This is a genomic window from Rothia aeria (assembly GCF_016726365.1).
In the GTDB taxonomy this organism is placed as follows: Bacteria; Actinomycetota; Actinomycetes; order Actinomycetales; family Micrococcaceae; genus Rothia; species Rothia aeria.
Genome location: NZ_CP068102.1, coordinates 1,587,128 through 1,607,348, shown reverse-complemented (window position 1 = coordinate 1,607,348; position 20,221 = coordinate 1,587,128). Strand labels below are relative to the sequence as shown.

The 20,221-nt window shown below is 56.3% G+C and carries 17 protein-coding genes and 1 riboswitch; of the genes, 12 read left to right on the top strand and 5 right to left on the bottom strand.

Annotated elements, in window-relative coordinates; all coding sequences use genetic code 11:
* Positions 1 to 11 precede the first annotated feature (11 nt).
* On the top strand, positions 12 to 3,011 hold the full coding sequence (locus tag I6I94_RS06860; protein ID WP_201620544.1) for a multicopper oxidase domain-containing protein: 3,000 nt from the start codon (positions 12 to 14) through the stop codon (positions 3,009 to 3,011).
* 89 nt (positions 3,012 to 3,100) lie between these two features.
* Here the strand turns inward: I6I94_RS06860 and I6I94_RS06855 are convergent, their stop codons facing one another.
* Positions 3,101 to 3,424: a hypothetical protein gene (locus I6I94_RS06855; RefSeq protein ID WP_201620543.1), complete on the bottom strand. Its 324-nt coding sequence runs from the start codon at positions 3,422 to 3,424 to the stop codon at positions 3,101 to 3,103.
* 207 nt (positions 3,425 to 3,631) lie between these two features.
* On the opposite strand from I6I94_RS06855, the gene I6I94_RS06850 reads away from it, so the two are divergent.
* The 6 genes from I6I94_RS06850 (at position 3,632) to I6I94_RS06830 (ending at position 6,842) form a co-directional block, all read left to right on the top strand.
* Positions 3,632 to 4,327 (top strand): lytic transglycosylase domain-containing protein, encoded by a 696-nt coding sequence (locus I6I94_RS06850; RefSeq protein WP_128088163.1) that lies wholly within the window; start codon positions 3,632 to 3,634, stop codon positions 4,325 to 4,327.
* A gap of 120 nt (positions 4,328 to 4,447) precedes the next feature.
* Positions 4,448 to 4,858: an SMI1/KNR4 family protein gene (locus I6I94_RS06845; protein WP_201620542.1), complete on the top strand. Its 411-nt coding sequence runs from the start codon at positions 4,448 to 4,450 to the stop codon at positions 4,856 to 4,858.
* Positions 4,859 to 5,077: 219 nt separating this feature from the next.
* Positions 5,078 to 5,317: a hypothetical protein gene (locus I6I94_RS06840; RefSeq protein WP_128087182.1), complete on the top strand. Its 240-nt coding sequence runs from the start codon at positions 5,078 to 5,080 to the stop codon at positions 5,315 to 5,317.
* Between the two features lie 17 nt (positions 5,318 to 5,334).
* Positions 5,335 to 5,469, top strand: a complete 135-nt coding sequence (locus tag I6I94_RS11530) for a hypothetical protein (RefSeq protein WP_269090145.1) — start codon at positions 5,335 to 5,337, stop codon at positions 5,467 to 5,469.
* 68 nt (positions 5,470 to 5,537) lie between these two features.
* Complete coding sequence (locus I6I94_RS06835) at positions 5,538 to 6,320, top strand: helix-turn-helix transcriptional regulator (protein WP_128087183.1); 783 nt, start codon at positions 5,538 to 5,540, stop codon at positions 6,318 to 6,320.
* A gap of 87 nt (positions 6,321 to 6,407) precedes the next feature.
* Entirely contained in the window at positions 6,408 to 6,842 is a 435-nt protein-coding gene (locus I6I94_RS06830) for a VOC family protein (RefSeq protein WP_128087184.1), read from the top strand.
* Between the two features lie 553 nt (positions 6,843 to 7,395).
* Here the strand turns inward: I6I94_RS06830 and I6I94_RS11525 are convergent.
* Together I6I94_RS11525 and I6I94_RS06825 are read right to left on the bottom strand one after the other, a co-directional pair.
* Complete coding sequence (locus I6I94_RS11525; protein ID WP_023133130.1) at positions 7,396 to 7,518, bottom strand: hypothetical protein; 123 nt, start codon at positions 7,516 to 7,518, stop codon at positions 7,396 to 7,398.
* A 2,082-nt stretch (positions 7,519 to 9,600) separates the two neighbouring features.
* A complete protein-coding gene (locus I6I94_RS06825; protein ID WP_128087185.1) occupies positions 9,601 to 10,797 on the bottom strand; it encodes a cytochrome P450 in 1,197 nt (398 codons plus the stop codon).
* A 345-nt stretch (positions 10,798 to 11,142) separates the two neighbouring features.
* Here I6I94_RS06825 and I6I94_RS06820 point away from each other — a divergent pair, with 345 nt between their 5' ends.
* Both I6I94_RS06820 and I6I94_RS06815 read left to right on the top strand, forming a co-directional pair.
* Positions 11,143 to 11,271: a cell division protein FtsL gene (locus tag I6I94_RS06820; RefSeq protein ID WP_236588831.1), complete on the top strand. Its 129-nt coding sequence runs from the start codon at positions 11,143 to 11,145 to the stop codon at positions 11,269 to 11,271.
* A gap of 130 nt (positions 11,272 to 11,401) precedes the next feature.
* Positions 11,402 to 11,527, top strand: a complete 126-nt coding sequence (locus tag I6I94_RS06815) for a hypothetical protein (RefSeq protein WP_037233815.1) — start codon at positions 11,402 to 11,404, stop codon at positions 11,525 to 11,527.
* An 86-nt stretch (positions 11,528 to 11,613) separates the two neighbouring features.
* Here the strand turns inward: I6I94_RS06815 and I6I94_RS06810 are convergent, their stop codons facing one another.
* Together I6I94_RS06810 and I6I94_RS06805 are read right to left on the bottom strand one after the other, a co-directional pair.
* Positions 11,614 to 13,095, bottom strand: a complete 1,482-nt coding sequence (locus I6I94_RS06810) for a sugar porter family MFS transporter (protein WP_128087187.1) — start codon at positions 13,093 to 13,095, stop codon at positions 11,614 to 11,616.
* A gap of 96 nt (positions 13,096 to 13,191) precedes the next feature.
* On the bottom strand, positions 13,192 to 14,193 hold the full coding sequence (locus I6I94_RS06805; RefSeq protein WP_128087188.1) for an aldo/keto reductase: 1,002 nt from the start codon (positions 14,191 to 14,193) through the stop codon (positions 13,192 to 13,194).
* A gap of 301 nt (positions 14,194 to 14,494) precedes the next feature.
* Positions 14,495 to 14,604, top strand: a riboswitch (SAM riboswitch).
* An 80-nt stretch (positions 14,605 to 14,684) separates the two neighbouring features.
* Here I6I94_RS06805 and I6I94_RS06800 point away from each other — a divergent pair.
* The 3 genes from I6I94_RS06800 to I6I94_RS06790 all read left to right on the top strand — a co-directional run bounded on the left by I6I94_RS06800 (position 14,685) and on the right by I6I94_RS06790 (position 20,142).
* On the top strand, positions 14,685 to 15,596 hold the full coding sequence (locus tag I6I94_RS06800; protein WP_201620541.1) for a methylenetetrahydrofolate reductase: 912 nt from the start codon (positions 14,685 to 14,687) through the stop codon (positions 15,594 to 15,596).
* 42 nt (positions 15,597 to 15,638) lie between these two features.
* Positions 15,639 to 17,960, top strand: a complete 2,322-nt coding sequence (gene metE / locus I6I94_RS06795; protein WP_128087190.1) for a 5-methyltetrahydropteroyltriglutamate--homocysteine S-methyltransferase — start codon at positions 15,639 to 15,641, stop codon at positions 17,958 to 17,960.
* Positions 17,961 to 18,147: 187 nt separating this feature from the next.
* A complete protein-coding gene (locus I6I94_RS06790) occupies positions 18,148 to 20,142 on the top strand; it encodes a M13 family metallopeptidase (protein WP_201620540.1) in 1,995 nt (664 codons plus the stop codon).
* Positions 20,143 to 20,221: the final 79 nt, after the last annotated feature.

Here is a 20,221-nt window from a genome sequence, read left to right as displayed (position 1 = left end):
AGAGCGGTAGCGTGAGCGAGAAACTCAACGGGCCTTCCGCCGACGAGCCTGAACGCGGCGGTGCACAGGGTAAGAACACCCACCATGACGATTCCCAGCGTGCGGGGTCTGCGGGCGCTGGCGCTGATGGTGCGGGCGGTCGGGGTGCGGCCGGGTCCAAGCCGGGGTCTGCGCCTTTGGGTTCTTCCGGCAGCAGCGGGCTGCAGATCGGCGCCCGCCCGGAGGGTGTCCCTGGGGCGAATCTGACGGCTGAGGAGATCGCGCGGCGCGCATCGGGGCGCGGCACGTGGCACCGGCGTGCTTCTAAACCTGTGTCGTACTGGATGTTCGGGATTATCGCCGCTTTGCTGGCGCACCGGTTTATTCCTAATGGCGGCTGGCTGATCGTGCACATGGTCACCCTGGGTTTGATTACGAACTCTATCCTGATTTGGAGTCAGCATTTCACTGAGGCGCTGATGAAAATCAAAATCCCGGATGAGGCGCGCGGGGTTCAGGTCACGCGTATTTTCACGCTTAACGCCGGCATCGTGGTGCTCATGCTGGGCATGGTGTTTCAGGAGCAGCTGCCGACGCTGTACATACTCACGCTGGCCGGGGCGAGCGTGGTGGGGGCGATGGTCGCCTGGCACGGTGTTGCGCTGCTGAAGCAGGTGAAGCAGGCGCTGCCGTCCCGGTTTGGTGCAACTATCCGCTTCTATATTGCGGCCGCGTTCATGCTGCCGTTCGGTGCGGCCTTGGGGGCGATGACTGCGTTCCCGGGCCTTGAGAAAACTCTTCACGCCCAGTTTTTGCTCGCTCACGAGGCGGTGAACGTGCTCGGGTTTGTGGGTGTGACCGTGGTCGGCACTCTCATCACGTTCTGGCCGACGATGCTGCGCACCAAAATGGTGGAGAACGCCCTGGGTATTAGTGTGCGGGCGCTGCAGCTAATGATCGCGGGTGTGCTGGTGACGGCGCTCAGCGCGATTTTTGGGGGCGTACCGGGGGCGCGGTTTGCCGCCGGGGCGGGTCTGCTCGCCTACTGTGTGGGTCTGCTGATGGTGGCGGTGGTTATGGTGCGCACTATGCGCACGAAACGGCCCGGCGAGTTCCCTCCCATGTCGGTGGGGGCGGGGTTCATCTGGCTGGTGCTGGGGGTGCTCGCCACCGCGTTTATGGTGCTCAGCACCCCGTTCGCTGAGCTTGATATGCGCGCCGTCACCCCCGTGTTTGTGGCGGGGTTCCTGCTGCAGGTGCTGCTGGGGGCTATGAGCTACCTGCTGCCGCAGCGTATGGGCGGCGGCCCGGCGGTGGTGCGCGCCTCCAATAAGGAGTTCAGCCGGTTCGCTGCCGCACGCGTGACAGTGGTTAACCTGAGCCTGATTGTTTTTATGCTTCCGACTACGCTCACCGGTTCGTGGGTGAAGGTTACGGTCTCGGCGATGGGGGCGTTGGGGTTGGCGTCGTTCCTGCCGTGTATGGTGCGCGGGGTGAAGGCGTCGGTGAATACCCGCAAGGAGATGATGGCTGCGCGCGCCCGCGGTGAGAAGCCCTCTTTCGACGGGTCTGGGGTTCAGCCTGATCCGGTGAACCACACCCGGCATTCCCTGTTCGGGGTGCTGGCGGTGGTGCTGGCGCTGACCCTGGGTATTGCGGTGGATCCGAGCTCAGTGGGCTTTAACCTTATGGGCGGCTCAACCGCGACCGGCACGGGGCAGACCACCACGGTGAAGGTGAAGGCCACCTCAAACTACCGTTTCACCCCGGACACTGCGCAGGTTCCGGTGGGTAACCGCCTGGTGGTTGAGGTGACGAACGAGGATCAGGGCATGACCCACGATTTGACGTTCAATAACGGCGCTAAGACCGGCACGATTAACCCGGGTGAGACGAAAAGCGTGGATGTTGGCGTGATTACTGCCGACTCTGAGGGCTGGTGCTCTGTTGCCGGGCACCGGCAGCAGGGCATGCTGTTCCATGTGAAGGCCACCGGTTCTAACCTGCAGGCGAATGGGCACCACGGGGGCGGCGCCTCCGGCGGTGGCGCGGGGTCGAACGGTTCGGGGTCGAATGTGATGACGGCCCAGAACGGGAACGTTGATCTGCACGCATCCCCCGGAGAGGGCTATGAGCGGCGTGACCCGGTGCTGCAGCCCGTACCTGCGGGTGAGAAGCGTGACGGGAAGACCGTGCACAAAATAACCATGGACGTGCAGGAGCTTAACCGCGAAGTCGCCCCCGGGGTGGACGTGAAGGCGTGGACGTTCAACGGCTCGTATATGGGCCCGATTCTGCACGGCAAACTGGGTGACGTTTTTGAGATTACCCTTGAAAATAACGGGTCGATGGGGCATTCGCTTGATTTCCACGCGGGCATGGTCTCCCCCGATAATACGATGAAAACCATCGCCCCGGGTGAGAAACTGGTGTACCGTTTTGAGGCGACCGGCACCGGCATCTGGCTGTACCACTGCTCGACTACGCCCATGAGCCTGCACATGGCCTCGGGCATGTACGGGGCGGTGGTGATCGACCCGCAGGATATGGACCCGGTGGACCACGAGTATGTGCTGGTGCAGAACGAGACGTACCTGAGCAACACGGGCCAGACTGCGGAGAACGGCAATAAGCTCACTGAGGTTTCGTCCGAGGGTATCGCGGCGGGCACCCCCACGTTCACCATGTTTAACGGGCACGCCACCCAGTACATCAACCAGCCGTTGGAGGCAAAAAAGGGTGAGCGGGTGCGTATCTGGCTAATGGCGGCGGGGCCGTCAAAGGGCATGAGCTTCCACGTGGTCGGCTCGCAGTTCGACACGGTGTATAAGGAGGGCGGCTACCTGCTGCGGCGCGGTAAAGACCCGTACGGGGTTACCGGCGGGCATTCGCAGGCGCTCGATCTTGACTCGGCGCAGGGCGGATTCGTTGAGATGCAGTTCCGCGAACCCGGCACCTACACGTTCGTGAATCACCGGTTCGCCGAAATGGAACGCGGGGCGATGGGCAAGATTAAGGTGACAGACAAGTAGCCTCTCCCCTGCCGCCGCCCCCTAGCAGGCAGGGTGGGGGCTCTGCCGATGCCTTCTGGGCAACAGCATCTGCGCCTGCCCTGGCGTAGTCAGAAAGAGTTATTCGATGACAAAGTTTCCATGTTCAAAGATATTACCTGAGACACCAAATCATTTGTATCAAAAAATACGATTATTCGATACTTATCGGTGCTTCCGTCAACATCTGGCAGCCAGCAGACAAAAATATTCGAATTGCGATAGTTTGAAGCGTAATAATCTTGGTCAAAGAAATGTTTAGCTTCAGCCCACTTCCCGCTAGGTAATTCAAATAGCTCTTTTAAGCAATTGCTATTTTTATCCAACACAAAATCATCTAATAATAGATCCAGTTCAATTACTGATTTATGCTCTTTATCCTGAGAAGCTTCCATGATCCCTTTTCCTGATGGTGCGAATAATATGAGCATTTTCTTCTAGGGTTGCCCGTCTAAATTTTACCTGCGCGCAATGGCCCGGTTGCCCACCGCCCGGCGCCGGTAACCAACACCGGCACACCCCTCGTTCACCGTGAGGAGGCTCCGGCGGTTAGTGTGTGGGCCGCGTCCGGTTCTGCGGCGGGGTGCGTTATTCTAGAAGGCATGGCGTCTGAAAAGTCGAGGGCGGGGTTCCTCACGAAGTTCGTGGCTGGTTTCATGGCTAACTGGCAGGTGATCGCGTCCGTTGTACTGCTCGGAGGCGGCGTGGTGGGGCTCGCGGCAACCTATGACGAGTACTGCCAGGTTACCGATCTGACCTATGCGCCCGCCGAGGTGCGTGAGGATCTGCTGCGGGGCGCATCCGCTACCGGGTACCGCCCGGGGATTCTTGCCGCGCAGCTTGAGACGGAGAGCCACTGGCAGGTGGGTGCTGTCTCCGACGCGCAGGCGCAGGGTATCGCCCAGTTTACCGATGCCGCGTGGGCGCAGTGGGGCCAGGGCGGGGATCGACGCGACCCGCACGATGCGATTGCTGCGCAGTCCCGCTACCTGGTTGGATTGAAGGAGCGTTTAGCTAAATACGCCGCGAATGATGATGAGCTGCTGGATCTGGTGCTGGCCGGGTATAACGCCGGGCCGGGCGCGGTTGAGGAGTATAAGGGCATCCCGCCGTACCCCGAGACGCAGAATTATGTGCAGAAGATTCGCAGCTTAGCGGACACTAAATACAAGCAGACCTGCACCCCTGACCGCCGGTTTAAACAGTCGCAGATTGTGCGTGCTGATGCACCGGTCCCTAGCTCGGCTGCTGCCACCCCGAATATATCCGCCCAGGCAGCGGGCCTGTACCGCAGATAACCAAGACGAAAATACCTTGGTGATTAAACCTTAAAGAAGCGGGCAGAGGAATATTTAAAATCGCAAAATGAGCAGCTAAACATGGGTGCCTGTCTCAAGTTATAGCTGAAGGAGTATGGTGTGAGAGAAATATTTGAAAAATATAGACTCCCTAAAGCTTATATAGATTTCCTGCATAAAAACAAAAACGGGATTTCACAAGCGCTATTCAATGCAAAAGATTGTAAAAATTATGACGGAGGCGCATTTTATGACTTGTGGAATGAAGATATGCTTCTTGAGGAAACTTTTTCCGATGGCCCCAATTATCAAATCCCATTAAATATTATTGATGAGATAGTCATAGATTCTCATGAACCAAGTTTTTTCGATGAACAAATGGTTAAAAATATGTTTGCTATAGGCTTGTCGGATTCTGGGTTTTTATGTTTTAATCCGCACAATAATTCTCTTTGTGTTTTGCACTCCGATGGTTTTCTCATGACGATTGCCCCATCATTCGAATTTTTTATTAATAATATAAAAAGGTAGTGACCCCCTGCATAACCCTTAAATATAATATAGAAACGGTGCTTTAAATTAATAAGTACCAGCAATCAATAGGCAGAAATTGTACACACAACCAAAATATTAAATATATCTTGATTTATTTTATTTTAAACAGTATAATGGCAGTGTCTGCTGTATTTTTAAATTTATAACTTAGGTAAGGTAAATTTTAAGGCAATAATTCGTGAGGGGATGAGTATAGTGCACAAGGACAACCAAGGTAAGCAGTCACGGCGTCAGGAACTTCCACTATCGCTCTGGGTGTTTGCCCTAGCAACTTTCGTTTTAGCGCTCCCCCGCATTGGTGACGGCCGTATATTACCGATCGATCTCACGACTTCTTCTATTCTCGGCGCGGTTCTTATCGTCTGCGGGTTCTGGATGATGTACCGCGAACACAAGAAGTCTTCTGCGCAGAAAGATAACTCCCACAACCAGTAATTTTTCTACGAAAAAGCATGTCCCATGACTACTTTCTATGCCACGTCAAAGATGGCATACCCGAATACCGCTACAACGTCTTAGACTCTAGCCACAACCACGCCATGTACGGAACCGACGGCAGGCGCGGCTTTGTAGTAGCCGCAGGATAGTCCTTCCCCCCCCTTATTAGTCTCATATATGAACCTCCAGATTTTATCCACACTCCCAAAAAAGTCTGATGGATACCACCAAGATCACACATTACATTCGTCAGCATGCAAAAGATAGACTGACCCTCACCAGTATTGCTAAAGCCTGCGGGTATAGCCCGTACTATCTCTCACGTCGATTTAGGCAGGTGAGGGGATACACCATTAAGCAGTATGTTGAGGTGCTGAAAATTCAGTGCAGTATTGAGAGGCTTCTGGATCGTTCCTCGCCCATCAGTACCGTAACAGCTAGCGCTATTACTGCCGGGTACAGTAGCTTAACGTCCTTCTCCCGCACCTTCAAACAGCATACGGGTAGCTCGCCTCGCGATTATCGCCGGGAGTCTTTTAAAGCCCGGAGCGTGCTCTTGGGACTGTGCGGTCGCACCACCCAGTTTGAGCACCGTCAAAGCGCCGTCACAACACCGCATCAGCTGACGGTGCGAGCCGTGTACCCACCAGATTACCGCAGCGATATTACGTTTATGGGGTTGTTTCCTACTGCGATTCCTAAAGGAGAGCCGGTTATTGGGGTGGCGGTGGTTGGTTCTGCGGAATACACCTTCACGAATATTCCACCCGGAACCTACTACCTGCTGGCGTGCGAGGTGCGTTTCGGGGTGCATCCGCTAAAGGCGCTGAGCCAGAATTACCGCGCTAAAGCAGACTCCTCAATAACATTTGATGCGGCAACAACACCTGAGCCGGTTCACCTGATGATGCGCCTGCCTCTGCCCGAAGACCCGCCTATCACCATGAATTTTCCGGTGTTGCTGGCACGTTACCTGCTGTCATCCCGTAAGAGTCAATAAGTGCGCAATTGAAGATAAGCAAAGGGCAGTGTGGCTTTGCTACCGTGAAATTATTGTCCCCATCATCCGAAATCAGGAGAATTTCACATGGCACAGATGAATGTTTATCTTTCAAACCACCAGGGAACCACCCGTGAAGCTTTCGACTTCTATGAGGAGCTTTTTGGGGCGCAGCGAGATGGCCTTATCCGCTACCGGGACATGGCAGACGCGCTCAAGAGCGCTGGGATGTATAAGGAAGAATGGGGCGAGAAGATCGCTCACACCGCCTTAAAGTTTAATAACATGACTCTCATGGGCTCGGATGTTATGGCTGAGGAAGCACCCGAAGGCGCACCAGCAAGTTTTCTGGTCTATTCGGCTGATTCTGTGCCCGATGCGGATCGTGTTTTTGCAGCGCTTTCAGAGGGCGGAACCGTGCTTTACCCGCTTGAGATGCAGGTGTGGGAAGCATACGACGGGTGCTGCATCGACCGGTTCGGTACCGCCTGGGAAGTCATGTACGAAGGGCAGGATCTGTAGGGTTTACCCTCTCCCACTGCGGTAAGTGCTGTTATTGTTCTTTCACTACAGCTTATTGAAGCAGCCAGGCAGCCGCAGATTCTCCACCATATAGCCAGTTATACATTGTTTTTATTTTTCAGGGTAATAATTAAGTATTTATTGGAGCTGCCCTCCGATAATAAAGCTCCTCCCCGTATTCCCCTGACTATCTAATAAATAGGTGCGAACATAAGAGCAAAAAGAGCGCATATTTCGGGGGTATTTTTTATCCCGAAATATGCGCTCTTACAATGTAGGATTACATACACAGAGGGTTCGGCACCGGATATTACTTCATTGAGTTACAGTGCCTGTGCCTCAAAGGTGAGGCACCTTCTTAAAGGTAGGCTTAAGGGTAGTAGCCTGCATGGACAATCACGTTGGTGCGACCAAAGAACAGGTCACGGTACGGGCCGAAGAAGAAGAAGCCGTTCGTGGCCTCCTCAAACGAGCCAAGCTCGCGGATATCAGCCTTGATGTACTGCAGGTAAAACTCCTATCCCTAGGATTTCCTTGCTGGGGTACGCCCTTTTTACAGGGAGAACTGGAAGAAGAGACGGCCAGCAAAAATGTCACGGTAGGCCCCAAACCAGAGACCGCTCGTGGTCTCCTCGAATGAGCCAACCTTACGGATATCAGCCTTGGTGTACTGCATATAGAGACTCCTATCTCTAGGGTGTTCCTAAGAGTGGTGTACCCTCAGGCCGGATTATCAATCCGATAGTCCCCATCCTAGGTGAGGTTAAATTTTTAATCCATAAGTTTTTAAAAAAATTTAAATTTTTTGTAAATAATTTCGTATGTAAAATTTCAGTTATGCACTTTTACTTATCAAGGAATATCGTAAACCCTTGCTATAGCAGAGAAATAAAGCCACATTCTCAATATCTGCTGTTCTCTAAAATACGCGACACTGCGATATATAGTTTTATCAGTATATTAAATGCTCTTCGGGTACCATCATCGCCTGTAGTAGAATAGTGGGCGTGCTCGCTGTGAGAGCACCCACAAACTTGGGCTACCGCCCGCCTATGACGGACAGTAGCCCAAGTGTTTAGGTGTGCCTAGACATGTTGCTGAGAGATGCTAGCTAACCATTCTTTCTGCACAACATATCTAAGCGGGGTAGTCACCTACCTAGTGGGTGGCTACCACGCCTCGGTGGATGCACTGGCTGCGCACCCCACCTCACGGGCTGGAAGCTGAACTGAAGCTGACGAAACGGCTTAGGGCATACCGTCTGCCAAGTCTTCAATATCATCCACTAGACTCTGCTACCTAAAAGATCACTGTTGTTCTGGGGATTCTCTCTACTCTCCTTTCTAAACCTGTTCCCCTGCCTCTTGGGTCAACAGGGAAATATCGGTGATAACCAGAGACACCGCTTTCCGGACTAGTGGTGTTTCCAGCGAATAGGGCCAATAGGTGCGTTCACCCGACCGCTTTGAGAACCTCGTTGCGGCCCCTTAGGGATACCAGGAACAGCAATTTATCCCCTCAGATCTCGCCCGTGCAGGGACACAGGTGGGATGGGATCCCGCGGTTAACCCTATTCTTCTTGTTTCGGGGGGTGAACACAGCACAGGCGGCGCCCGCCCCCGATCTTTATCTTGCGCCACCGGCGCGATGCAGTAACCGTGTGAGCGGGTCGCTGTGCCTATGTGATGCGTGGTGTACATCGTTTCTCACCTCCCTTATCCTGCTGCTGGTTATTTACTGACGTTACTGGGCTGTAATGGTGCGGCCTATGGTCGTGTACTGGCGCGCCGTAAGGAACAGGCGGGTGCAAGGGCATTATCCGCCGATTCCCTGCTGCAGGGTGGGATAGAATTCAGTGCCTTCCAGCCGCAGCGGCTGTGCAACGAAAGGGGCTCTAGACTGGGGATTTTATATGCCCCGATCCGTCCCGTGGATCTGCCTGCTTGGCCGTTGCTCATGCACGCTGCCTCGCGCGGGCAGCCGCCGAGGGTAGTTAACACGCTCAAAGGGGCAGCAGGTGTTTGGGGACAGGCGGACAGGCGGGGATTATTCCCTGTTACAGGCAGAAAAAATACGTAGGGAACCCATCTATGGAGCAAGAAGAGATGGTGGGCACGGCACAGGCTGTTGGGGTTTGGTTTTGTCAAGGTATTGAGATACACGAGAGCAACCCCTAACAACTGTTCTAGACACTATGACCGGAAGCCTTTAAACCTCAACTTGAGGCACAGATTTTCCTAAACCCGTTATTCGACTGTAGAGGATATCTGCGCGATTAACCAACCCCAACTAGACAAATACCAGATTGTGAAAATTTTTCCATTGCATTACTAAAGCACACTCAAAACTATCAAAATACAAGCCAGTGTTTAAATTTTACGGGTAAATATTTAAAATCTAATGGCGGATTATTGCTTGCGCGGTACAGTTTTCAGGCTGTTTAGCCACTAAATTATTGGCCCCCTGACCCCAATCTCAAAGGGAAAAACAACCTAGCATATTTAAAAACGACACTCAATACTCACTCTGCGGGTCAGGGTGAAAAAATTAAAAAAATATTAAAGAAAAAGTGCTCTATTTTTTAGATGTTCGGTCTGCATCTGTCCACAATATGACACAGGTTTTTGAGTGGCACAGCCCAATCTGCACCACTGCGTCGCTGCCCTGGGGTGGCGTACAGTCATACGTCCTATGTAAGAAAGTACGTGTAGCCCGCCCCCTTCGCAATTGGCCGAAGGCTGCTATGAGGCCCTAAACCCTACCCAAACACCACCCGGACCGTCGAGTAACCTGAGATCGGGTAGGTGGCGTTCTCGGTGGCGGGCACGTCAGACTCGTCGCCTGGAACAATGCTCTTGGTCGCCTTCAGCAGCTCCTCCATGAGCAGGCGCAGCTCCAAGCGGGCCAGCGGCGCACCCGGGCAGACGTGAATACCGTCGCCATACACCAGGTTGCGGGATTGGTCACGATGCGGGTTATAGGCGAGCGCATCCTCGAACGCGTCTTCGTCACGGTTGGCACTCGACCAGTTAATCGTCACCCGCGAATTCGCCGGAATAGTACGCCCGCCCAGCACGGTGTCTTCGGTAGTTACGCGGCGGTTCGTCACCAGCGGGTCTTCAAGGCGCATAATCTCCTCAACTGCGGCGGCGATTTCCGCATGCCCCTCCCCCAGTGAGTCACGCAGCCGTGCCTGCTCCTGCGGGTTGCGCGCCAAAAAGTTCACGATAATCCCGGCGCACGCCGAAACGGTCGAAAGCTCCCCCACCGTCCAGTTACGGATCAGGCTCACAATCTCTTCATCGGTCATGGTGCGCGGCTTGTGGCCGGGCAGCTGCACGGTGTCGGTCAGCAGCTCGGCGGTCACATCCTGCGGGTTCCCGGCGGCAGCCTGTTCGCGGCGCGCATCCAGAAGCTCACGAATATAGGTGTCAAACTCAAGGGCGACCTTGCCGATCTGTTCGCGGTCGCGGCGCAGCGTAGCCTCGCGGTTTTTCTCAATCCACTCGATCAGCGGCTTCTCAAGGCTTGCGGGCCAGCCCATGAACGCGTTCTGGATGCGCATCGCATAAGCCTGCGCGAACCCATCCATCACATTAACCTCGGTGCCGCGCGGCAGATCAGCCACCAGGTTCTTGACGACCTCACGGATTTTCGGCTCGAACTCCCTCAGGCGTTCGGGGGTGAAGTATTTGTCGTTCACGGCGCGGAACGTTGTGTGTTCTGGCGCATCCATACCGTTCGGCACGGCAATATGCCTCGTCGAGACGACATTCGAGTAAATGTCGGGATGATCGAGCACATGCTGCACATCAGCGTTCTTGAACACGGAGTAGCCCATGAACTCGTCGTGCGCTACGGGGCAGCGACGGCGCATCTCGTCATAAGCGGCTACCTGGTTCTTCTGAACCTTTTCGCTGCGCAAATCCCAGTCATTTTTCTCGGTGTTGGTCACTTCTTTGCCCCTGATTCAGTTGTTATGTTTGGCTCGTCGGGTGGGTGGATGCGCGCCATGGGTGTGTGCCGAGAGCCTGCGCGCGTTTGTTTCGGCGTAGCGCCGTCTTATTTGACGGTAGCACTTAACCGCCTGCCCCGCAGGATAGGAGTGCCTTTGCTGGGGTCAGCAAAAACATAGAACTGTTGCTGGTTTAGTTCCTCAGGTAGTCACATGCTGTATGTTTGCAGATTGAACATATGCGTACAGTAAAGTTAGAAATGCCCTTTCTGCAGGGTAATCCCACAGCCACTTTGCGAAGAATATCCTGTGGAGATTCCCAGGGCGGAAAGGCGGTGGGATACGATGTCTTTCTACGACTACGTAGAAACGGCCCAAGCGCTCTTGGTAAGTTTTGCCCTTACCGATGGAGCTGCTCAAGCCGTCTCGTACATCATGAGCTTTGCTTCAAACCTCATTAAGCTTCTGAAGTAGTGCTCTACCTACCAGGAAGGCTCAGTAGTTGCCGCTGCTGGGTCTTCCGCTGTACGCAGGTAACTTTGCGAAGATATGTTAAGACTAACACAAGCATTCTCTATCAATAACATTACCTCGAGTAGGACATATGACTGGTCTAGACCCCGTAGAAGAATACGAAGAGCTACTTGATATTGAGGCTCTGCGTAAAGCCCGTGCCGAAGATGATGGTTACCGCATCTCTCTTGAAGACTTTCTACAACAGAATCCGTAAACCGTATCCAGCGGCCTTATTTATCCATGAGCAGGTGGATTTTGGTATGAACAGGTCGATCTGTTCGCGAACTAGTGGAGCACCGTCTACCGAGTCGTCCCAAACGGGTAGGCGGCGCCCGAGATAACGCCCGCCTCCACATCTTCCAGGGTTTTGCCGCGGGTCTCAGGCAGGTTACGCCACATGAGCACGGCGATTAGCACGTTCACCACCATGAACCCGAAGAAGGATCCGGTCAGCCCTAGCGCCCCCAAAATAACCGGGAATACGAGGGACAGCAGGCCGTTCATCATCCACCCGCAGAATGCAGAAAGACCCATGCCAACCGCGCGTACCCGAAGCGGGAACAGCTCGCTCATCAGCACCCATGTCGAAACATTCAGGCAGGTCTGCATCGACCCCACGAACCCGACCACAAGCGCCAGAATAATATAGGGACGCGCGGGGGTGCCTTCCGGCAGGAGCATAGACGCTACCCCGATCAGCAGGTGGAAAAACGCGGTCAGCGAATACCCCGCAATCACCATCGTGCGGCGGTTCACGCGCTCCATCATGCGCAGCGAAAAGACTGAGCCAACCACGGCGATAGCGCCCGGCGCGATATTCGCAATGAGAGCCGAACCCTCGTCAAACCCAGCTTCTTTGAGCACCTTAATGCCGTAGTACATGATGGAGTTAATACCGGTGAGCTGCTGCCCGGCACCCACCAAAATACCAACCAGCAGAATCCGCACAAACCATTTTTCACGCAGGATTTTACCCATGCTGCCCCTAGTCCCCGCGCCGATTTGGGTGCGGGTTTCCTCAAGTGAACGCGCGATGTCCGCAATTTCGGCATCGGCACGTTCGGCGGGGCGGATGCGCCGCATAATGGCGCGTGCATCCTCGGTGCGCCCCTGCGCGATAAGCCAGCGTGGGGATTCGGGCATGCGCAGCATACCGATAAAAAGCGCGAGCGCAGGCAGAGCGCAGACGGCGAACATCCACCGCCATACACTGTCGTGTTCGCCCCAGAGGTTACCGATGATGGCGTTCACGATGAACGCGGCTAACTGCCCGCCGACAACCATGAGCTCGTTACGCCCGGAGAGTGATCCGCGAATTTCGTAGGGTGCAAGTTCGGCGAGGAAAACAGGCACAACTGCGGACGCGCCTCCCACAGCGAGCCCGAGCATCGTACGGCCCATCAACAGTACAGCAATGCTGGGGGTGAAAACGCATGCAAGCGCGCCCGCGATGAAGAGGATTGAGAGTCCGATGATGGTTTTGCGTCGCCCGATGGCATCTGAGATGCGCCCGGTGACCATGGCTCCGAGGGCGGCGGCGAAAGCGAGGGAGCCTGTGACCCAGCCTTGAATGGTGTTGTCCATGCCAAGTTCGCGGCTCATGGGGTCAAGGGCACCGTTAATAACCCCGGTGTCATACCCGAAGAGGAGCCCACCAAAGGTTGCCACCAGCGCGATAACGCCCAAGCGGCGGGTGTGCGAGCCCTGCCCGAGCGGGGGTAGTGTGCTGGCGCGGTTCGGCGGCTCGGTGGTGATGCTCATGCGGGTATTCTTGTCTCTCATGCGGTTGGGTGTTCTGCGTTTTTGTGTGGTGCAGGGGTTTAACGCCCGCCCCGGCGGCAGTATTCCCGTTCAGCAATATCTGTGGTGAAGGTTGTGTTAGAAAAGCGCGATGCGCTCGGGGGCGGGGAAAATCTCGTTGAGCCGCGCCAGTTCGTCATCATTGAACCGCACGCTTGCGGACTGCGCGTTTGCGCGTACCTGGTCGGGGGTGGTTGCCCCAGCGATCACGCTGGCGACGGGGTTCTGCTGTTTGAGCCAAGAGATGGATGCTTGAACCTCAGAGATCCCCAGATCGGCGCAGAATTCGCGGTAGGCGTCGAGTTGTTCCCAGTCGGCTTGCGCGAGTACCTGCGCTTTGGAGTGCGACAGGCGTGACCCTGCAGGGATGCTGTCGCGGCGGTATTTTCCGGTCAAAAGCCCGTTGGCGAGCGGGAAATACGGGAGCACCCCGAGCCCGAAATGGCGGGCGGCGGGCAGAATTTCGAGTTCGGCACGGCGATCCAGCAGGTTGTAGTGGTTTTCGGCGGCAATAAACCGCTCAGTGCCGAGCTCGCGGGCGAGATGCTCGGCGTGGGCAAGCTGCCACCCCGCAAAGTTGGAGTGCCCCAGGTAACGCACCTTTCCGCTGGTCACGAGCGTGTCGAGAGCAGATAGGGTCTCTTCCAACGGGGTGTTCTGGTCAGGGCTGTGGTAGAAATACAGGTCAATGTACTCGGTTCCCAGGCGGCGCAGTGAACCTTCGACGGCACGCATGATGTATCGGCGTGAGCCGCGCGCATCCCAGTCGTTGCCGTTGAGGGTACCGGTGGGAAGCCCGAATTTGGTGACGATGATCAGGTCATCGCGGTTGAGGTTGAGTTCGCGCATCGCGGTACCGAACATGGTTTCTGACAGCCCGGGCTCGGCACCGTACAGGTCGGCAATATCGAAGAAGCCGATGCCCGCCTCGACTGCGGCAGCGATAACGGCGTTGGTGCCTTCCTGAGTTTGAGTGGGGGTGCCGGGGCGTCCCAGGTTGTTGCAGCCGATACCGACGGAGGGCACGACCAGCCCGGAGTTACCCAGGCGTGCATATGCGGGAGATTCGATGCGTTCCATACGTTTACTCTACCGTGTTTGACAGGACGTGGTTGCAACATGACGTTCACGGCACCCTGCAATTCTTTCGCAGGCAGATAGTTTTGTGACGAGCAGATAACATTCCGCTATCTGTTCGTCGAAATATTATCTGCTCGCGGCCAAATCAGGTGGAGGCTTCAATACGCTAGTCCAAACTGCCGCGAACCTATATGACGTATTGTTTCGCCGCATCCCGCAATATTACGCGGTTATGACCGTCCAGTGACATGTGCCGACATATTCTTGCTGGCACCGCGCATCCTGCCTAAAGTAGGAGTGTTATCTATCCAGAGCGACCGAGAGATCTGGCTCTTCGACGTCGCAGCAACCTCGCCAGCCTCCACCCCACGGGGTGGGCGGACAAGGTGCTCCCGCCAGAACCGATAGAAGTGAATTCCTTTCGCATTGTGCATAAAGAATTCGGCGTACCTTCGGGCACGCTTCTATCGGGTGAACACGAAGGAATGAAAATGACGACAGTTCACCCGGCTCTCTCCTACGAGCTGTATCCTCCGCGGTCGCACGCAAGCTGCGATTCCCTGCTCAAAACCATTACCGAGCTTGAACAAACCAACCCGGATTACGTTTCCGTCACCTATTCGGGCGATGCGCAGCGCCGCCAAAAGACGTTGGCTCTGCTCGATCACCTGGTGCATGAAACCTCGCTGAATCCGCTGGCGCATCTCATCTGTGTGGGGCATTCCGTGGCCGATTTGGAACGCTCGGTTCGTCTGATTCTGGGGCTTGGAGTACGCGGTTTCTTGGCGCTGCGCGGCGATATTCCGCCCGAAAACACGCGCCCGCTTGAGCTGCCTTTTGCCCGCTACCTGGTGGAGCTGATTCGCAGGGTGGAACGTGAGGATTTCGCGCATCTTGCCGCGGGGAAGGTATCGATTGGGGTTGCGGCGTACCCGCATAAGCACCCCGAATCTTCCTCGCTTCTTCAAGACATTGAGATTCTGCTTTCAAAACAGCGTGCCGGGGCGGATTTCGCCATCACCCAGGTTTTCTTTGAGACCGAGCGCTATTCGGGGTTGGTGGATGCTGCGCGCCTTGCCGGGGTGGAGATCCCCATTATCCCCGGTATTATGCCCGTTACCTCGCTGACTCGGCTGACGAAGCTGTGCGAGCTTGCCGGGCTTGAAGTACCGCGCGAGCTGGCGCATCGCCTGGAAACCGCGAGTGAGCCGCGCGAGATGCACCGCATCGGCGTGGAACATGCACTCGACCAGTGTCGCAAGGTGCTTGATGCTGGCGCCCCCGGCCTGCATTTCTTCACATTTAACGAGCATGAGGCTGTGCTGGACGTCCTTGAAGAACTCGACGTTCCGCGCTACTCGAACCGTTTCAAACTCCCCCTGAGCGATCTTCAATACCTCTAAACTCCCCTTTTATTTGACACCCTCCCACAGTAAGGAACTAGGATGACCCACACCCCATTCCCCGCAGCAACCATCGTCGGTTACCCCCGCGTGGGCCGTTTCCGCGAGCTAAAGAAGGCACAGGAAGCGTTCTGGAAAGGCAAAATCACGCAGGATGAACTGCGCCAGGCGGCCGCAGATGTGCAGCGCACCTACTATGACCGTGTGATCGAGCGCGGTCTTAGCGCAACCGATTCGTCTATCCCGGCGACTTTCTCATACTACGATCAGGTGCTCGATGCCGTGCGCCTTTTCACCCTCGTGCCCAAGCGTCTTGCCGACGCCAAGGATGCGCGCGGCCTGCTCGATCTGCCCGGATACTTTGCTCTAGCACGCGGCACCGAGACGCTGCCTCCGCTGGAGATGACGAAATGGTTCGATACGAACTACCACTACCTGGTGCCCGAGATCGGCCCGGATACCGAGATCACGCTGAATCTTGAGGCTATTGACGAGCAGCTTGAAGTCGCCAAGGAGCATGGGGTGACGGTGCGCCCGCAGCTGGTCGGCCCGCTCACTCTGCTTCTCGGGGCGAAAGCCGAGCAGGGTTCGCCCGAAGGGTTCACACCGCTGGATCGCCTGGACGATTTCGTGAAAGCCTACCAGCAGGTACTCGCCGAGCTGGCGGCACGCGGCGTGCAGTGGGTGCAGCTCGACGAACCTGGCCTGACCGTGGACCGCGACATTCCCAACGCCAAAATCGCCGAATTGGCGCGTAAAACTTACTCCGCGTTGGCAGCCGAAACGAACCGCCCCGCAATCCTGGTGACAAGCCCCTACGGCAATCTGCGCGAGAACCTGCCCGCACTGTTAGACACCGGTATTGAGGCGCTGCATCTCGACCTGGTTTCCACGCTCTACAATGCCGAGGCGCTGACCGCCTTCAAAGACTCCGGCGTAACCCTGGTGGCAGGTGCCATTAACGGGCGCAATATTTGGCGTGCCGACCTGCGAGCGCTCCTGCACGCACTCCAGAACATTAACGGCGGTGCGGTGGCGGTTGCGTCCTCAACCTCGCTGCAGCATGTGCCGCACGATCTTGACCTTGAAGACCCCGCCGATGTGCCCGTAGACGGTCTGGCCTTTGCCGACCAGAAAGTCGCCGAGATCGTAACTCTTGCCCGCGGTCTTGCCGACGGTGAGTCTGCGGTTGAGGCAGAGTTGAAGACCGCCGACGAAGCGCTAGCACGTTTCACAGCGGATCCACGTAAGCATAATGCGGCAATCCGTGAGCGTGCCGCATCCGTGAAACCGCAGGATTTTGAGCGCCCTGAACTGAAAATCCGCCGGGATGCCCAAGCCGATCTGAATCTGCCGAAGCTGCCGACCACAACCATTGGTTCGTTCCCGCAGACTGGCGATATTCGCCGCCACCGTGCAGAGGCGCGTGCCGGTAAAATCACGCAGCAGCAGCTTGACGAGTTCCTGCGTGAAGAGATCGCCTCCGTTATTAAACTCCAGGAAGATTTGGGCCTGGATGTGCTCGTGCACGGTGAGGCCGAACGTAACGACATGGTGCAGTACTTCGCCGAAAATTTCGATGGTTTCGCCACGACGAAGCACGGCTGGGTGCAGTCCTATGGTTCACGCTGCACCCGCCCGTCGGTGCTGTTCGGCGATGTGAAACGCTCAGGTGAAGGGCTGCGCGGCGAGGCCGTGACCGTGCCCTGGATTTCCTACGCCCAGTCGCTCACCGATCGTCCCGTTAAGGGCATGCTGACCGGCCCGGTGACTATTCTGGCCTGGTCGTTCGTACGTGATGACCAGCCGCGCGAGGAAACCGCGAATCAGGTTGCATTGGCGCTCGCCGACGAAATCGCCGATTTGGAAGAGGCGGGCATCCGCATTATTCAGGTGGACGAACCGGCGCTGCGTGAGCTTCTGCCGCTGCGCCGTGATGAGCAGCCCGCGTACCTGGCGTGGTCGGTGAATGCGTTCCGCCTGGCGACGAGCGCGGTCGAGGATAAAACTCAGGTTCACACCCACCTGTGCTACTCGGAGTTCAACGAGATTATTGATTCGATTAATGCCCTGAATGCGGATGTGACCAGTATTGAGGCGGCGCGCTCGCATATGGAGCTGCTGGCGGATATTCCCGAGAGCTATGTTTCGGGGCTGGGCCCGGGCGTGTGGGATATTCACTCGCCGCGTGTGCCTTCGCAGGCCGAGGTTGAGGAGCTGATCCGTGCCGCGATTGGGTACGGAACCATCTCTGACCTGTGGGTTAACCCGGATTGCGGTTTGAAGACCCGCGACTACGAGGAGACGAAGAGGACGCTCAAGAACGTGGTGGCTGCCGCGAAGAAGGTTCGGGCGAGCCTGTAGCCTCTTTATAGGTCCGCGAGCAGCGGGGTTTTGCCTGAGAAGGTGATATTTTCTCACCTTTTCGGCAAAATACCCGCCGCTCGCGGGTTGTTTTACCCGCGTCTCGGGTCATCCTGCGGGCAGACTGAGGGGTCACCTCATACTGCGGGGTGAGGCGCGCCATCTGCTCACCCCCTAGAATGGGTTCATGGATAACACTAAAAAATCAGGTATTGTCACCGAATGGGTCGATTCAAACGTCAAACCGGGCGATGATTTCTTCCGCCACGTGAACGGCGCGTGGCTTGACACGTATGAGATCCCCGCCGACCGCTCCAAAGACGGCGGCCTGTACACCCTGCGCGATGACGCCGAGAAGCATGTGCGTGAGATTATTGAGCGCGTCGCAAAAGAACAGCCTGCTTCCCGTATTGGTGCACTGTACAACTCGTTCATGGACACCAAGAAAATTGAGGCGGATGGCCTGGACCCGCTGCTGAAAGAGGTCGCCCCCATCCTGAACGCGCAGACCCCGCAGCAGCTGGCGGTCACCCTGGCGCTGCTCTCACGCGCGGGTATTTCGCAGCTGATCGGCTGGTACACGAGTATCGATTCGAAAGACCCGCAGAAGTACACGTTCTATATGACCCAGTCGGGCCTGAACCTGCCGGATGAGGCGTACTACCGTGAGGAGAAGTACGAGCAGGTGTGCTCCGCCTATATTGACCATATTGCGCGTGTTTTTGAGCTGACTGGCTTGGCGGAGGGGTTCAGCCTCACCCCGGCGGAGGCGGCGAAACTGATTTTTGCGCATGAGGCCGAGATTGCCGCCCACCACTGGGATGTGGTCGCTAACCGCGACGCTGAGGCGCGGTACAACCCGGTGGATGCGGCTGAGCTTGAGGAGAAGTTCCCCGGGTTCCAGTTCTCGCACTGGCTGCGGGCGCTTGGTGCTGACCCCGACAGTATGGGCAAGGTGGTGGTGTCTCAGCCGTCGTTCTTTGAGGGTGTGGCGCGCCTGTGGGAGCAGACGCCGCTGCTGACGTGGAAGCTGTGGGCGGTGTGGAATGCTGTGCATTCGCGGGCACCGTTTATGTATGACGAGCTGGTGCAGGCGAATTTCGATTTTTACGGCCGCACCCTTTCGGGTACGGAGAAGCTGCGCGATAGGTGGAAACGCGGCGTGGGCACGGTTGAGAAGGCGCTCGATCAGGAGGTCGGCAAGGAGTATGTGGCGGTGCATTTCCCGCCGGAGCATAAGGCGAAGATGCTTAAACTGGTGGATAACCTGCTGGAGGCATACCGCCGCTCGATCACGAACCTGGAGTGGATGACTGAGGCCACCCGGGCGAAGGCCCTGGAGAAGCTGTCTATGTTCGTGACGAAAATCGGTTACCCGGATGAGTGGCGTGACTACTCGAAACTTGAGCTGGTTGAGGGCGATTTGTTCGAGAATTTGCGCCGCGCCTCCGCCTTTGACTGTGATTTTATGCTGGAACGCAATGGCCAGCCGGTGGATCAGAACGAGTGGCTGATGTCGCCGCAGACGGTGAACGCCTACTATATGCCCCCGGCGAATGAGATCGTGTTCCCGGCCGCTATTTTGCGCCCGCCGTTCTTTGACCCCGAGGCCGACGACGCAGCAAACTACGGTGGTATTGGTATGGTGATCGGGCACGAGATCGGCCACGGTTTTGATGATAAGGGCTCACGCTATGACGGCACGGGGGCACTGAATAACTGGTGGACCGATGAGGACTACGAGGAGTTCAATAAGCGCACGCACGCCCTGGTTGAGCAGTATAACGCCTACACCCCGGTGGGTCTTGACCCGGAAAAGTTCCGGGTAAACGGTGAGCTGACGCTGGGTGAGAATATTGGTGACTTGGCGGGACTGTCGATTGCGATTGAGGCGTATAAGATCGCCCTTGAGCAGCAGGGTATTAATTCGTTGGAGGATGCGCCGGTGCTTGATGGGATGAGCGCGGCGCAGCGTCTGCTGTGGTCCACGGCCCAGGGTTGGCGCACGAAGTCCCGCCCGCAGCACGCGGAGATGATGATTTCGGTGGATCCGCACTCCCCCGATGAGTTCCGGGTGAACGGCACGGTACGCAATATTGACGAGTTCTACACGGCTTTCGGTGTTACTGAGGGCGATCAGCTGTACCTGCCGCCCGAGGAGCGGGTGCGTATCTGGCTGTAGCGCCCTGCGCCTTTAGCAGAATCTTTAGCAGACCCACAAACCCACGGGCAGAGGGCATCGGTTTGAGCAGCGGATATTT